Genomic DNA, 14,299 nt, shown 5'->3' with positions numbered 1-14,299 from the left:
CACGGTCGAAAAAAGAGCAGGATAAAGGCGGGTGGTCGCAAGCGCCCTCCCGCCGTCCACTTCGCCCAGCAGTGCTGGACGTTTTTTACACCTTCCCGTGAGGTGGTCGGATTGGGGAATTGTCACGGTCAGGGTGGTCGGAATCTGCGAAAACGCAGTGACACAAAGGATTTTATACGGTCACCTCACAGGTGAACACCCACAAAAATGGAGGTTTTACCATGAAAAACAACAAGGAACGAACGGCGGTCTGGCTGTACCCCGAAACCATGGAACGGCTGGACGGCTGGCTGAATCAGGACAACTGCAAAAGTCGCAGTGAGTTTATCGAAAAGGCGCTCTGCTTTTACATGGGCTACCTTGGAACGGAGGACACCTCCTCCTATCTTTCCAAGGCCCTGCTTTCTTCCATGGAGGGAACGCTGCAGAAAACCGAGAACCGGGTGGCAAGCAATCTGTTTCGCCTCTCGGTGGAAATTAGTATGATGATGCATCTGCTGGCAACTACGCTGGAGGTTACCGATGAGGAACTGCACCGGCTTCGCGGCCGGTGCGTTGCCGAGGTGAAAAAGACCAAAGGGAAAATTCGTCTGGATGATGCGGTGGAGTTCCAGAACGGCGCCGAGGCTGAAGAATAATGGCGCGGATCATTCTCAAGGTTCCCTATCTCAAGGGCGGGGAAAAGACCGCCGCCCATTTAAATAACCTCGTCAAATACATTGCCACCCGTGACGGTGTGGAAAAAATGGAGAGTGCCCACCGGCTCTGGCATTCCACCAAAAAGCAACAGGAGCTGATCGCGCAGATACTACGGGAGTTTCCTGATACCAAGGATTTATTTGAATACGAGGATTACTGTAAGAATCCTAACCGTGGAAATGCCTCGGAGTTTATCTCCATTGCGCTGGAACAGAACCTTGATCAAATCAGCGGCCGGGAAAAATATCTGGATTACATCGCAAACCGTCCCCGCGTCGAAAAGTTCGACAGTCATGGTCTGTTCACCGCCGGGGATGCGCCGCTGGTCTTAGCGCAGGTTGCTGACGAAGTGGCCTCCCACACCGGCAATGTCTGGGCGCCGATTATTTCCCTGCGCCGTGAGGATGCCACCCGGCTGGGCTATGACAACGCCCGTGCATGGAAAGCGCTGCTTTCCTCCAAAGCGATGGAACTTGCGGAGAATCTGAAAATACATCCGGACCACCTGAAATGGTACGCCGCATTTCATAATGAATCGCACCACCCGCATGTTCACATGGTCTGCTACAGTACAAATCCGCAGGAGGGCTACCTTACCAAGCAGGGCATCCGTAAAATGAAATCCGCTCTGGCAAATGAGATTTTCCGGCAGGAGCTGATTCCGCTCTACGGAGAAAAGTCCCAGCGGCGGGATGATGTAAAGCAGCAGGCCGCCGAAGCCATGGGAGAGCTGATTCGCCAGATGAAGGGCGGCGCGTTGGTCAGTGAGCGCATGGAACAGCTCCTCACCCATCTGGCGGAGCGTCTGAAAACGGTCAGCGGCAAAAAACGGTACGGCTACCTGAAAGCTGACCTGAAAAATGTGGTGGATGAAATCGTGGATGAGCTTGCCAAGGACAGCCGCATTGCCGAAGCCTACCGCCTGTGGTGGGAGGTCAGGGGCAGGATTGAGTCCGTCTACACCGAAACACCCTCCGAGCCGCCGCCCCTTTCCCGCTGCGAGGATTTCAAACCCATCCGCAATAGGGTCATTCAGGAGGCATTAAACCTTGGCAGCGGTACGATGACCTTTGAGGAACCGGCCTCTGTGGAAACCGCTCTGCCGGACGCCACCCCGGATGACGATACACCCGCCGTGGAGTCTGCCCCGGATAACACACCCGCCGAACCGGAGGATGCTTCCGAACCGCCGCCCGCTCAGTCCTTCAGCAGTGGGGAGAAAGCCCCCACCTCATGGTGGACGGAGGAATACAAGCTGGCAAAGCAACATCTGCATGGCGATGAGGATGCCGGAATCCCGCAGAATTTTGAAAAAGCCCGTGAACTTTTCCTCGCAGAAGCGGATAAAGAGAATCCCCTGGCACTCTATGATCTTGGTCGTATGACCGCCGACGGGCTTGGGTGCGAAGCGAACGCCGATGCAGCCTATGGCTGGTACGAAAAAGCCCTTGCGGTGTTTCATGCTGCCGAGGAAGAAAAGCCTTGGAAGTACACCGAGTACCGCATCGGCAAAATGGTCGCCGCAGGGCTTGGCACAGAGCAGGACTATTTACAAGCGGCGGACTGGCTCACTCTTTCTGCAAACGAGAAGTACAAATATGCGCAGTATTCCCTCGGCGGTCTGTATTACCACGGCAAGGGCGTGGAGCAGAATCATGAAATCGCCTTTGCCCTCTACACCCGCTCGGCGGACCAGAGCTTTCCCTATGCCAACTTTGAGCTTGGTAAAATGCTGCGGGACGGCATCGGTTGCGAAAAAAACAGTGTGGAAGCTGACCGGCGTTTCAAGGAAGCCTTTCTCGGCTTTGTCTTTCTGGAGGAAAAAGGGCACGACGATAAGCTCCAGTACCGGCTGGGATGGATGCTTCTGAACGGCGTCGGCACGGAAATGAATGAGACAAAAGCAAAGGAATACTTTGAAAAGGCGGCAACGGTGGGAAATCCCTTTGCCTGCTACCAGCTTGCCAAGCTCATTCTCTCCGATGAAAAAATACAACCGCAAGAGGTAGAAAAGGCCCTTGGCTATCTCAGGAAAGCGGTGGAGGCTGAAAACCCCTATGCCGCATATTTTCTCGGCAAGCTCTATGAAAAGGGAGAGCACGTTCCGAAAAACATCTCCGAGGCAGTACGGCTCTATACCCTGTCGGCAGAGTGGGACAACGATTTTGCCGCATACCGGCTCGGCAAGCTGTACCTTGGCGGCGAGGGCGTCCTCAAAGATGTGGAAGCCGCAATCCGCTGGCTGACCTTTGCCGCCGACCGAAAGAATCCATTTGCCGAATATGCCCTCGGCATTCTCTATCTCAAGGGAGAGGATGTTCCGAAGAATGTGTCCAAGGCATTGGAATACCTGAAACGCTCCGCCGCACAGGGAAATCAGTTCGCACAATACCGGTTGGGCAAGGTTTACCTCATGGGAGAAGATGTGCAAAAGGACATTACGGCCGCCCTGCAATTTCTGACGGCTGCCGCTGAACAGGGCAATCAATATGCGCAGTACACTCTCGGAAAACTGTACCTGATGGAAAAAGACATTCCCAAGGACAAGGAAGCCGCTGTCCGGTGGTTTACCCTCTCGGCGGCGCAGGGCAATGTTTACGCGCAGTTTTTCCTTGACCATATAGATGAGTTCAAAGACCCCTCCGTCCTGCTGGCGGGGACACGGCTCCTGCATCACATGAGCCGTGTGTTTGCAGACAACGCGCCGCCTCTGAAACCGCCCGGACAGCGCGCCGACCGCAAGCTCCTGCGCAAACTCCGGGAGAAGAAGCAGGCGCAGGGCCATGCGCGGGACGACTACGAACAGACCATGTCACTCTAAAAATGATTGGAGGATACCCGTGAAAAAGCAGAAAAAGAAAACCGGGCGGATACCTATTCAGAAAAACCGGTACCCAAAGCAATGCCGTCCTGTAAAAAGGGCGGCATTTTTTCATCAAATCGGCAATCGCCATAGTTAGGAGGTGCTCTATGGGTGTGTATGTGCATTTTACGGATGAACAGAAATACCGTGCCAACAATGTGGAGCTGGCAGACTTTCTCCAGCGGCGCGGGGAAAAGCTCCTGCCCAGCGGACGGGATAAGCGGCTGGCCTCCGACCACAGCATCACCGTCCGGGGAAACGAGTGGTACGACCACTCCGCAGAGAGCGGCGGCTATGCCATTGATTTCGTGCGGAAGTTCTACGGCTGCTCTTACCCCGAAGCCGTGACCCTGCTGCTGGGCGGTGAGCAGAGCGAGATCTACAGACCGGCGCAGGCAAAGAAAGAGGAACCGAAAAAGCCCTTTGCGCTCCCACCGGCCCACACGGATATGCGCCGTGTCTATGCCTATCTGGTAAAAACCCGGCGCATCGGCCGGGAGGTGGTCAGCTTCTTTGCAAAGCAGAAACTTCTCTACGAAAGCTGCGAAAAATCTCAGGATGGGACAAAGGAATACCACAACGCGGTGTTTGTGGGCTTGGATGAAAACGGTGTTGCCCGCCATGCCCACAAGCGCGGAATTTACACCTTGGGGCAGGCGTACAAAGGGAATGTAGACGGTTGCAATCCCCGCCACAGCTTTCACTGGCTTGGCGAAAGTGAGCATCTGTATGTTTTTGAAGCGCCGGTGGATCTACTATCGTTTATCACCCTGCATCCGCAGGACTGGCAGCGGCACAGCTATGTGTCCCTCTGCGGTATCGGCGGTCAGGCGATGGTGTGGATGCTGGAGCAGTATCCGCATCTCCGACAAGTGTCGCTATGTCTGGACAACGATGAAGCCGGGCACAAGGCCAGCGAGCGGCTGAACCAGCAGCTTGCGGAACAGGGCTATGAATCGAAGCGACTCATGTCTCAAGGGAAGGACTGGAATGATGATTTAACGGAAGCGGTGCAACAAATGCAGAGCGGTTTTGAAATGCGGATGGCTTAGAAAAAAGGCAGTTCTAAATGGCACTGCCTAAACTATTTTTTCCCGTTTTCATCTTCCGTTATTTCCTCCAGTATCTCGGAGCAGAGCCCGACGCACTCATTGCAGATTGCTTCATGGGTACCGGCAATGATGCGTTCAACCTCCTGCTGACCCTTGCCGCAGAAGCTGCAGTGAATATCCTCGCCATGCTCTTCATACCGGGCGTCATCATATTTTTTGATACGCTCTATTTGTCGTTTCAGCGGCCTTATGTCCTGCAGAAGCGACCACACGCAATCATAATGCACCACGCAGTTCTGGTCAAAGTATTCCGCTTCCAGCCACGGAAATTTTTCCAACCGCATCTTGTAGCGGCTTGCCATTGTTGAGAATCCAACCTTTTTAATGGTGCGCTGGAAAAGAATAAATTTCAGCAGCAGCGCATCCCGAAGCGTTTCATCCGCCAGCATTGACTCATAGCTTTCGATGCTGCCTTGAGCCGCACATTTTTGAATGGAGGATAGCTGCTCCGTGAGCTGTTTATAGAGAAACAGATGATAATCCAATTTGCTGTCAAGCAGTAATAATTCCTTGTCCATTATATGTCCCCTTTATCGATAAACATGGTTTTTATGGATTTATTTTACCACTAAATTGACTGTGAAGAAAGGAGTTTCCCATGCAATCCCAAGTCTACATCTTAATCGCAGCGGCCGCCGTGATGTTTCTCATCATCGGCGGCCTTTCTCTTTTGGCTCATTATTACACACTCAATGGGATCAAATCCCGCACAGTGGGCGACGGCCAACATGGAACGGCGCGCTTTGCCACCAAGCAGGAAATCAAAAGCATTTACAAACACATTCCCTTTCAGGCGGAGCTGTGGCGGAAGGGTCAATGCCTCCCTGCCACAGATGAGCAGGGTATCATCCTCGGCAGCATGGGAGCAAAGAACAAGGTCACGGCGCTGGTGGATACCGACGATGTTCACTGCCTCATGATCGGCGCATCCGGCGTGGGTAAGACAGCGTTTTTCCTGTACCCCAATCTGGAATATGCCTGCGCCAGCGGCATGAGCTTTCTGACCACCGACACCAAGGGGGACCTGTTCCGCAACTACGGCGGCATTGCCCGTGACTATTACGGCTACCATGTGGCTGTCATTGACCTTCGAAATCCCACCCGTTCCGACGGCAACAATATGCTCCAGCTGGTCAACACCTACATGGATGCCTACCTTGCCGATGAAAACAACCTTGTGGCAAAGGCCAAAGCGGAGAAATACGCAAAAATCATCTCCAAAACCATCATCAACGCCAGCGGCGAGAACTATGGGCAAAATCAGTTTTTCTATGATGCCGCCGAGGGACTTCTGTCCTCCATCATTCTGCTGGTTGCGGAATATCTGCCGCCCACCAAAGTAGACGGGAAAAAGGTGGACTGCCGCCATATCATCAGCGTGTTCAAGCTGGTGCAGGATTTGCTGGCCCCCAGTAAGGTAAAGGGCAAAAGTCAGTTCCAGCTCCTCATGGAAAAGCTGCCGCCCGACCACAAGGCCCGCTGGTTTGCGGGAGCCGCCCTCAATTCCGCGGAACAGGCCATGGCGTCGGTACTCTCTACCGTGCTGTCCCGCCTGAATGCCTTTCTCGACTCTGAAATGGAGCAGATACTCTGCTTTGATACAGCCATTGATGCGGAGAAATTCTGCAATGAAAAATCCGCGCTGTTTGTGGTCCTGCCCGAAGAAGATTTGACCAAATATTTTATGGTCAGCTTAATGATTCAGCAGCTCTACCGGGAAATCCTCGCTGTGGCGGATGAAAACGGCGGTAAGCTGAAAAACCGGGTGATGTTCTACTGTGACGAGCTGGGTACACTGCCTGCCATTGAATCGCTGGAGCTGATTTTTTCGGCCAGCCGATCCCGCCGTCTTTCCATGATCCCCATTATCCAGTCCTTTGGTCAGCTTGAAAAAAATTACGGCAAGGAGGGTTCGGAAATTATCGTGGACAACTGCCAGGATACCATCTTCGGCGGATTCGCGCCAAACAGCCAGACTGCCGAGGTGCTGAGTAAGGCGCTGGGCAGCCGTACCGTTATGAGTGGCAGTATCAGCCGTGGCAAAAATGATCCCAGCCAGTCCTTACAGATGATGGAGCGTCCTCTCATGACGCCGGACGAACTGAAATCCATTCCCAAAGGAAACTTTGTCGTCATGAAAACCGGTACTCATCCCATGAGGACAAGACTGCGGCTGTTTCTGGATTGGGGCATCCGCTTCGGAAAGCCCTATACCGTGGCGGAAAAGGCGAACCGCAAAGTAGTGTACGCCGACAAGCAGACGCTGGAGGAAAACATCGTCCGCAAGCACACAGCCTGCCTGATGGTGGATGAGGAAACCGGGGAGCTCCTTGAACTGCCCACCGGCACCGGAGCACTCCATACACCCGTGGCGGAACCGCCCGCAGAGCCACAGAAGCGGCGCAGCCACCTCAGAACGTAAAGGAGCCGATGAACCATGAGCTACTTTAACCACATTTATTCTGCCCCGCCCGATGAGCTCCCCCATCGGGCGAGGGCGGTTTATATTTACCTCCGTGACCGTGCGGGAAAAGGTTCGGATTGCTGGCCTGCGGTCAAGACCATAGCCGCCGACTTGCAGCTCTCCCGCAGCACCGTCAAGCGCGCCCTGAATGATTTGGTGAAGGAAGGGCTTATTGAAAAGGAATCTCGCTACCGGGAGAATGGCAGCAATACCAGCAACCGGCTGATTCTGAAAAAATAGCCCAACTGTAAAAAAGGCGAAAAGACGGATTTCCCGCCAAGGGGATACTCCGTCTGCGAGCTGAACCGAGGTGCGGTTCATGATGGACCCACCAGAACCTCTCACTCTAAGAATATTTATTACAGAAAAAGAACAAACTCATTGTAGGGTTATAGCATATATAAAAATATGCTATTGCTCGCTATTAAAAAACAACATCGGAGTAATATAATAACATATATTCTTGTAGTGTATTGCCCACGGTCGGAGGTGAGAAGATGGATCGAAAGGCACTTGGTATGCGATTGGCCGCCGTGAGAAAAGAGTCCGATTATACCTCGGAAAGACTGGCTCAGGAGTGCGATATCAGCGCCGTATATATCAGGCAGATTGAGGCTGGGAAATATCAGCCCAGCATTTCAACACTGATTAAATTCGGGAATGTCCTTCACCGCTCCCTTGATTATTTTGTGCAGGACAGCATAGAGTGGAATGAGCTGAATACACTGACTGGAATTGCTGAAAAGTGTAAGCACCTAAATCCTGAACAGATCAAAATGGTGGAGCGGATGATAGACGCAATGTATGAGCCTGAAAAGAAATCCTGACAAGGTAGAAAAAGAATCTCAGTGATGAGGTTCTTTTTTTCTGTTCGATGAAGTGTCGGTTCTTTCCCCTTGCTATTCGTAAGGTTGTAGAATATATTTGTATATGCTATATACCTACAAAAAGCAAGGAGAAGATGATCATGACAACAAAAGAAAAAACCAAGCTGATTAAACAGGCAGGAAAGCTCTATACCCTGGGATTGACCGTGGAAAAGCGCAGAGAAAAGCTGCGGCGGTTGGCAGAGAGAAACATACCCTACGATTCGCCGCAGATGGAAGCAGTTAGAACAGGAGCATTTAAAATACAGATCACAGTTTTATGAAAAAGGATGATGATCAATTAGTACATTCGCGGAGGTAAAAGGGACAAAGGCAATAGCAGCTTGAACAAAGTAAAGGCCTATGTCTATAGACAGAGCAGCTATATGCGCCCCGACAAAACTTGCTCAAAGACAGTGCTGCGATAATCCCGTTTTGCTGCGCCTATCCCGAAGCAAAACTTCTGGACAGATGGTGAAGATTCAAGGTTTATAAAAAATAACCAAATTTCAAATTATCATTGACAATTGAGTATTGACTCAATTATAATAAGAATATAGTTGAGTCAATACTCAATTAAGATTTCGAAGGGAGGGTTATTTATGTCTGTCAGAAGCGATGTTTGCGATTGTGATGTTATACATGAAGAAATCGTAAACGCAGTTAAAATAAAAATGCTTTCAGATGACACTTTTAATACTTTGACAAAATTTTTGAAAGTCGTGGGGGATAGCACAAGGGTTAGAATTTTATGGGCATTAGATGCCAATGAAATGTGTGTCTGTGACTTAGCTGTTTTGCTTGGCATGACAAAATCTGCTATATCACATCAGTTACGCACATTGAGAAGAGAAAATCTTGTAAAATTCAGGAAAGACGGCAAGATTGCTTATTATTCTCTCACAGATGATCATGTGAAAATCGTTTTGGAACAAAGCATAAGCCATGTAACAGAATAAAATTTAATTACAGGAGGAAAACTACGATGAAAAAGTCATTCAGATTGGAAGGGTTGGACTGCGCGAACTGCGCGGCGAAAATCGAAAAGGAAGTCAAGGCGTTGGACGGTGTAACGGACGTAACAGTAAACGCTATGACGGCTAAGATGGTTCTTGAGGCTGACGACGGGAAAATGGACGAAATTATTAAGACCGCCGAAAAAATCGTCAAGAAGCATGAACCTCATGTTGTCATGAAAAAGGCGTAACACTCACGACCAAGCATTTCCGGCTTTTGGCATAACGCAACGAGTCGTTATGCCAAAAGCAAAGGTATTTCAGAGAACTAAATTTTTTTGCATTAACAGTTGAGTGCATGCTCAATCATGCTCGTCCCCTTATCTAAGGAGGAGAAAGGAGTTCAACATGAACAAGAAACTTGTAAAAATTATCATAGCCGCAGTCATTTTTGCAATCGGGCTGCTGGTTAAAACAGACATCCTTTGGCTTAAACCCGCTATCTTTATTGCCAGCTATATCGTAGTCGGAACCGATGTAGTGGTAAAGGCTATCAAGAATATCTTTCAAGGCCAGGTTTTTCAGGAAAGCTTTTTAATGACTGTAGCGACCGTTGGCGCGCTTATTATTGGGGAATATCCCGAAGCTGTTGCCGTTATGCTGTTTTATCAGGTTGGCGAGTATTTTCAAAGCTATGCCGTTGCTAAGTCCCGGAAGTCTATCGCAAGCCTGATGGATATACGCCCCGATTACGCAAATGTGAAAAAGGGCGACGAATTGATCAAGACCGACCCGGACGAGGTGGCGATTGGCGATACTATCGTTGTCCGCGCAGGTGAAAGAATCCCGTTGGATGGCAAAGTGCTGGACGGCAATTCAATGATCGACACCTCTGCGCTGACCGGAGAATCCGTTCCGCGCGAAGCCGGCGTCGGCTCGGATGTTTTAAGCGGCTGTATCAATGTGAACGGTGTTCTGACGATTGAGGTCACAAAAGAATTTGGCGAATCGACTGTCAGTAAAATACTTGACCTCGTTGAAAACGCCAGCAGCAAAAAGGCAAACACCGAAAACTTCATTACAAAATTTGCGCGGGTTTATACCCCAATCGTTATGGCTGCCGCGCTTCTAATTGCGATCATCCCGCCGCTGGTAATATCCGACGCTACCTTTGGCGACTGGATATACAGGGCATTGACATTCTTGGTTGTTTCCTGCCCATGCGCGTTGGTTGTTTCCATACCGCTCTCCTTCTTTGGCGGCATTGGCGGTGCGTCAAGGCGCGGTGTTCTTGTCAAAGGCAGTAACTATTTGGAAGCATTGGCGCAGACTGAAATCGTTGTGTTTGACAAAACAGGAACCCTTACAAAAGGTGTGTTCAAGGTTCAAAAGATAAACGCTGTCGGCATTTCCGAAGAAGAATTGCTGGAGCTTACCGCTTATGTTGAGAGTTATTCCAATCATCCCATTTCGCTCTCGTTGAAAGCGGCCTACGGGAAAGATATCGACAATGAAAAAATTATTGATGTTGAGGAAATCGCGGGCCACGGCGTCAGCGCAACGGTTCATGGCCGTAAAGTTTTTGCCGGTAACGTCAAGTTAATGCAAAAAATCGGTGTTGAATATTCGCGGGATGAGATTATAGGAACAACCGTACACGTTGCCATTGACGGTCAATATGCCGGATATATCGTAATTGCCGATGAGGTTAAGGAAGATGCGGCAGAAGCGATAAGGCTGCTCAAAAAAGCAAACATCCATCAGACTGTGATGCTGACGGGCGATGCGAAAAGCGTGGGTGAGAAGGTCGGCAAAGAATTAGGGCTGGATAAGGTCTACACAGAACTGCTTCCCGGAGATAAAGTGGAAAAGGTGGAGGAACTGCTGGCGCAGGCGAAAAAATCGGCAAATGGAAAGCTGGCTTTTGTAGGCGACGGCATTAACGACGCGCCTGTTTTAGCCCGTGCCGACATAGGCATTGCGATGGGCGGATTGGGTTCCGACGCGGCCATCGAAGCCGCCGACGTCGTAATTATGACCGACGAGCCGTCCAAGCTGGCAACAGCAATGAAGATATCTCAGAAGACGCTCCGAATCGCAAAGCAAAACATATGGCTTGCTTTGTCGATAAAATCCATTGTGCTTGTACTCAGCGCGGTTGGGATCGCTACTATGTGGGAAGCCGTGTTTGCGGATGTTGGCGTGACGATCATTGCAGTGCTGAACTCCTTCCGCGCGTTGAATACAAAGAATTTATAATCAGGACGAAAGCCTGTTAAATGGAGGGCGAGGACAAAACAAAACGGTTCGCTGTCACGCTGGACAGCAGACAACAACATACTTTCGCAGCATCCGGCGGGTATTCGTGCAGATGGTAGTGCGCTTGTAGGTGTTTCAGACGCTGATCGCCGAACATCAGTACCTGGCGATATTACTCCGGCAACAAAGCACTGACGGGCTAGCAGGACATCGGCAGTGAAACCAGCAAAAAACGGTATTACTTTGACGCAAACGCCGTGATGATATCCGGCAAGTGGCTTCTGAGCGAAGGTAAGTGGTATTAAATCGATAGTTATGAGGTGGATGAAAAAGGCGTAAGAACAACAAAGTAAGAACAACAAATAAATAAAGCCAAGGGCAAACCCGCTGAAAACCGGGGGCGCAAAGCCGAGGGTCTAAGACGTTTTGGAACGTTATGATAGCCTGGCTGCCAAAAACCGCGCAGGGCGTGCCCTCTCCAACAGAGGGCACGCCCTTGCTCCCTTTTACGGCTTTTGACGGATTATTTGGATATCGGGATACCGGCTTTCGCCTGCCACGGAAGAAAGAGGTATCTCTATGAGTAATAACAGCTACCCTCCCGCACGGAGGTGTAGATAAAGACGGCGCAATCTATCTATTCCTTACTCTACATACACAATTTCATAAGTCTACTTTAAAAAAGTCAGTATTTTGCCAAGGGCAATCTACTGACTTTTTTTATTCGACAAGAAAACCGCTACAGCGACGTGAATTTACAGAATTTAACAATCTGTTTTTATATATAACAGCTATCGTTCCACGCTGCCGTTCCCCTCCGCTTCTGACATTTTGACTCACCATCAAAATTTCAGAAAACGGAGGACAAGCCATATGGCAGAGAAAAAAGAGTATCGAATCAAGGCGCAGGGTCAGCTTGTACCGGTTAGTGAAGAAGTCTATTTTACCTATCACCGCATGAAGCGTCGTGAAACCTATCTGGAGGAAAGGGATACGGCAAACGGCGTCTTTTATTACAGTGCCATGGATACGGCGGAAACTACAGGTGAGGATGGTATTCCAGACCTTGTCTCTCCCCGTGTGGAGGATGTGGTCATGGACAAGCTCATAACGGAAAAGCTCCACAGGTGCCTCGCACAGCTTTCTAAGGAGGAACAGGCTTTAATCTTTGCCCTGTACTTTCAAGGAAAATCTCAGTCGGAATTGGAGCGGGAAACCGGTATCAAGCAACAAACTATCAGCTACCGTGAACGACAGATTCGGCTGAAGCTCAAAAAAATGATAGAAAAGTAAAAATATTTTTTGTAGACCCCCTCACGAAATCGGCTTAGTAGTGAGGGGGTTTTTCTATTCACCCTCATTGCTCTTTGAAAATTTCATATCCGACGACCTGAATACGTTAGCTGACGGACCCCAAAAGGGAAAGCGACTTCGGAGGATGCGCCAAGACCACCTGTAGGACGGCGATGAGAACATGAAAGCGACCATATTCCTTTTATTCTGTTCATGGTTTCTCATTTTCCAACCTATCAAAGACGGCCAAATAAGGTGCAGAGCGGTACCCATCCGACCGAAAAGCGGGCTGTGGCAGCCTGTCTCGCAATGATCCCGTCAGCCTATATTGATACTTCTGTCCAGTCACAGCCCCCCCTTGACCGGGGGACCACGCAATGAGGGCAGCCAGCGGAGATCCCGGTGGAGGTGAGATTCCTATGATGCGGTGAAGCCAGCCGCAGTTCAGGCCGTCGCCTTTTGAGTCCTGCGCAGCAGGATTCTGGTGCTTGGGGAGTAGTGTCAAATTAAGCACAGCAAGAAATCTTAATGTCAGAAGCAATGGGGATCGCCCTGCCTGCGGAGGCTCTCACAGCGAAGCAGATCATACAGGGCGGTCCCTATTTTTGTGCCATTAAGAAACCAAATAATGTCAAACAAGGGAGGTGCAAATTTGAACGCTAACATGCAAACCATCAGCCGAGGCGATATTTTTTATGCCGATTTAAGCCCCGTTATCGGCTCGGAACAAGGGGGCATCCGTCCCGTACTTATCCTGCAAAACGATGTAGGCAACCGCCATAGCCCCACCACCATCGTCTGCGCCATCACTGGCAAGCCCAAAAAGCCTCTGCCCACCCACACGGCCATCGCAGGAACAGGCGGATTATCCAGAGAGTCATTTGCACTTCTGGAGCAGATACGCACCATCGACCGGGTAAGGCTCAAGGAACGGATTGGCAGGCTGGATATGCGGGAAATGAAAAAAATTGACGAAGCACTGGCAATCAGCGTCGGACTTGAACCGGCGTTTTTTTATGAGGGAGGAATACACCATGACACATTCACAGGTATCCGATAATCTGATGTACGCTGCCGCCCTGCAGCAGCTCGAACGGCTTGCAGCCGTCAAGGGCATGACGGACAAGGAACTTGAACAGGTTAAAAAAGACTTGGAACGCAGGCTGCGCCCCACCATCATCGCGCTCTGCTGAGTCCCGGAATTGTTTTCTGAATATTATCAACTATTCAGTAGCTATATGCCCGGAGGTGTGGTAGTGTATGTCGTTGAAAGGAGGGAAAAAAGATGTATCAATCCAATTCAACATCGGCGGTAGCGCCGAAAATCACATTGATACAGGCGAGAAAGCCGGAAATTGCAAAGCTCCGTGTGGCGGCATACGCCCGTGTGAGCAGCGATTCAGAGGATCAGCAGAACTCCTACATCGCACAGGTGGATTATTACACCCGGCACATCGCCGCACAGGACAGCTGGGAGTTGGCGGACATTTATGCCGACGAGGGAATTTCCGGCCTTGTGGCAAGCAAGCGGGATGAATTCAACCGCATGATTCAGGATTGCCGGGACGGAAAGATCGACCGCGTCCTCGTCAAATCCATCTCCCGCTTCGCAAGAAACACCAAAGAATATATCCAGTATGTGCGGGAGCTTCTTCGGCTGGGCATCTCTATCCACTTTGAAAAGGAGAACATCGACACCGGCAAAATGACGTCGGAGCAGATCGCCACCATTTACGGCGCTTTTTCACAGATGGAGTCACAGAACCACTCAAACAATATGCGGATCA

General features: G+C 50.3%; 15 protein-coding genes and 1 riboswitch. Of the genes, 14 read left to right on the top strand and 1 reads right to left on the bottom strand.

Translation table 11 applies throughout. From position 1 onward, the window contains the following. Positions 1 to 221: 221 nt before the first annotated feature. The 3 genes from RTV33_RS15265 to RTV33_RS15255 all read left to right on the top strand — a co-directional run bounded on the left by RTV33_RS15265 (position 222) and on the right by RTV33_RS15255 (position 4,614). The gene (locus RTV33_RS15265) at positions 222 to 638 is read left to right on the top strand and encodes a hypothetical protein (protein ID WP_018213968.1); all 417 of its coding nucleotides are present in this window, start codon (positions 222 to 224) and stop codon (positions 636 to 638) included. Then, positions 638 to 3,520 (top strand): MobP3 family relaxase, encoded by a 2,883-nt coding sequence (gene mobP3, locus RTV33_RS15260; protein WP_018213967.1) that lies wholly within the window; start codon positions 638 to 640, stop codon positions 3,518 to 3,520. The genes RTV33_RS15265 and mobP3 overlap by 1 nt, the downstream gene beginning before the upstream one ends. Before the next feature lie 149 nt (positions 3,521 to 3,669). Continuing rightward, a complete protein-coding gene (locus RTV33_RS15255) occupies positions 3,670 to 4,614 on the top strand; it encodes a DUF3991 and toprim domain-containing protein (RefSeq protein ID WP_018213966.1) in 945 nt (314 codons plus the stop codon). A gap of 32 nt (positions 4,615 to 4,646) precedes the next feature. Here RTV33_RS15255 and RTV33_RS15250 read toward each other — a convergent pair whose 3' ends face one another. Next, the gene (locus RTV33_RS15250; protein ID WP_018213965.1) at positions 4,647 to 5,192 is read right to left on the bottom strand and encodes a ClpX C4-type zinc finger protein; all 546 of its coding nucleotides are present in this window, start codon (positions 5,190 to 5,192) and stop codon (positions 4,647 to 4,649) included. An 80-nt stretch (positions 5,193 to 5,272) separates the two neighbouring features. On the opposite strand from RTV33_RS15250, the gene RTV33_RS15245 reads away from it, so the two are divergent. The 11 genes from RTV33_RS15245 to RTV33_RS15195 all read left to right on the top strand — a co-directional run. Further along, complete coding sequence (locus tag RTV33_RS15245) at positions 5,273 to 7,096, top strand: VirD4-like conjugal transfer protein, CD1115 family (RefSeq protein WP_018213964.1); 1,824 nt, start codon at positions 5,273 to 5,275, stop codon at positions 7,094 to 7,096. Between the two features lie 15 nt (positions 7,097 to 7,111). Continuing rightward, positions 7,112 to 7,378: a helix-turn-helix domain-containing protein gene (locus tag RTV33_RS15240; RefSeq protein ID WP_018213963.1), complete on the top strand. Its 267-nt coding sequence runs from the start codon at positions 7,112 to 7,114 to the stop codon at positions 7,376 to 7,378. 257 nt (positions 7,379 to 7,635) lie between these two features. Then, positions 7,636 to 7,965, top strand: a complete 330-nt coding sequence (locus RTV33_RS15235; protein WP_018213962.1) for a helix-turn-helix domain-containing protein — start codon at positions 7,636 to 7,638, stop codon at positions 7,963 to 7,965. Between the two features lie 140 nt (positions 7,966 to 8,105). Next, positions 8,106 to 8,288 carry a hypothetical protein gene (locus RTV33_RS15230; RefSeq protein ID WP_018213961.1) on the top strand — a complete coding sequence of 61 codons (183 nt, stop codon included), beginning with the start codon at positions 8,106 to 8,108 and terminating at the stop codon, positions 8,286 to 8,288. A 318-nt stretch (positions 8,289 to 8,606) separates the two neighbouring features. Further along, complete coding sequence (locus RTV33_RS15225; protein WP_018213960.1) at positions 8,607 to 8,963, top strand: helix-turn-helix transcriptional regulator; 357 nt, start codon at positions 8,607 to 8,609, stop codon at positions 8,961 to 8,963. Positions 8,964 to 8,989: 26 nt separating this feature from the next. Then, complete coding sequence (locus tag RTV33_RS15220) at positions 8,990 to 9,211, top strand: cation transporter (RefSeq protein ID WP_026184153.1); 222 nt, start codon at positions 8,990 to 8,992, stop codon at positions 9,209 to 9,211. A 157-nt stretch (positions 9,212 to 9,368) separates the two neighbouring features. Continuing rightward, complete coding sequence (locus RTV33_RS15215; protein ID WP_026184152.1) at positions 9,369 to 11,219, top strand: heavy metal translocating P-type ATPase; 1,851 nt, start codon at positions 9,369 to 9,371, stop codon at positions 11,217 to 11,219. Positions 11,220 to 11,586: 367 nt separating this feature from the next. Further along, positions 11,587 to 11,675: riboswitch (cyclic di-GMP riboswitch) on the top strand. A gap of 417 nt (positions 11,676 to 12,092) precedes the next feature. After that, a complete protein-coding gene (locus RTV33_RS15210; RefSeq protein ID WP_312645666.1) occupies positions 12,093 to 12,512 on the top strand; it encodes a sigma-70 family RNA polymerase sigma factor in 420 nt (139 codons plus the stop codon). Between the two features lie 664 nt (positions 12,513 to 13,176). Further along, positions 13,177 to 13,572 carry a type II toxin-antitoxin system PemK/MazF family toxin gene (locus RTV33_RS15205; RefSeq protein WP_051085495.1) on the top strand — a complete coding sequence of 132 codons (396 nt, stop codon included), beginning with the start codon at positions 13,177 to 13,179 and terminating at the stop codon, positions 13,570 to 13,572. After that, positions 13,547 to 13,705 carry a hypothetical protein gene (locus RTV33_RS15200; RefSeq protein ID WP_018213956.1) on the top strand — a complete coding sequence of 53 codons (159 nt, stop codon included), beginning with the start codon at positions 13,547 to 13,549 and terminating at the stop codon, positions 13,703 to 13,705. Before RTV33_RS15205 ends, RTV33_RS15200 begins: the two co-directional genes overlap by 26 nt. Positions 13,706 to 13,797: 92 nt before the next feature. Next, positions 13,798 to 14,299 (top strand): recombinase family protein (locus RTV33_RS15195; RefSeq protein ID WP_312645664.1); only part of this gene is annotated, 502 nt, incomplete at its 3' end.

The sequence above is a fragment of the Hydrogenoanaerobacterium sp. genome, from assembly GCF_032017025.1.
In the GTDB taxonomy this organism is placed as follows: Bacteria; Bacillota; Clostridia; order Oscillospirales; family Ruminococcaceae; genus Hydrogenoanaerobacterium.
Note: the sequence above shows the minus strand (reverse complement) of the source record. Positions and strands in the feature narration are given on the sequence as shown.

Coding starts and splice junctions, on each gene's coding strand:
- RTV33_RS15265 (WP_018213968.1), top strand. CDS start 222: ATGAAAAACAACAAGGAACGAACGGCGGTCTGGCTGTACCCCGAAACC.
- mobP3 (WP_018213967.1), top strand. CDS start 638: ATGGCGCGGATCATTCTCAAGGTTCCCTATCTCAAGGGCGGGGAAAAG.
- RTV33_RS15255 (WP_018213966.1), top strand. CDS start 3,670: ATGGGTGTGTATGTGCATTTTACGGATGAACAGAAATACCGTGCCAAC.
- RTV33_RS15250 (WP_018213965.1), bottom strand. CDS start 5,192: ATGGACAAGGAATTATTACTGCTTGACAGCAAATTGGATTATCATCTG.
- RTV33_RS15245 (WP_018213964.1), top strand. CDS start 5,273: ATGCAATCCCAAGTCTACATCTTAATCGCAGCGGCCGCCGTGATGTTT.
- RTV33_RS15240 (WP_018213963.1), top strand. CDS start 7,112: ATGAGCTACTTTAACCACATTTATTCTGCCCCGCCCGATGAGCTCCCC.
- RTV33_RS15235 (WP_018213962.1), top strand. CDS start 7,636: ATGGATCGAAAGGCACTTGGTATGCGATTGGCCGCCGTGAGAAAAGAG.
- RTV33_RS15230 (WP_018213961.1), top strand. CDS start 8,106: ATGACAACAAAAGAAAAAACCAAGCTGATTAAACAGGCAGGAAAGCTC.
- RTV33_RS15225 (WP_018213960.1), top strand. CDS start 8,607: ATGTCTGTCAGAAGCGATGTTTGCGATTGTGATGTTATACATGAAGAA.
- RTV33_RS15220 (WP_026184153.1), top strand. CDS start 8,990: ATGAAAAAGTCATTCAGATTGGAAGGGTTGGACTGCGCGAACTGCGCG.
- RTV33_RS15215 (WP_026184152.1), top strand. CDS start 9,369: ATGAACAAGAAACTTGTAAAAATTATCATAGCCGCAGTCATTTTTGCA.
- RTV33_RS15210 (WP_312645666.1), top strand. CDS start 12,093: ATGGCAGAGAAAAAAGAGTATCGAATCAAGGCGCAGGGTCAGCTTGTA.
- RTV33_RS15205 (WP_051085495.1), top strand. CDS start 13,177: ATGCAAACCATCAGCCGAGGCGATATTTTTTATGCCGATTTAAGCCCC.
- RTV33_RS15200 (WP_018213956.1), top strand. CDS start 13,547: ATGACACATTCACAGGTATCCGATAATCTGATGTACGCTGCCGCCCTG.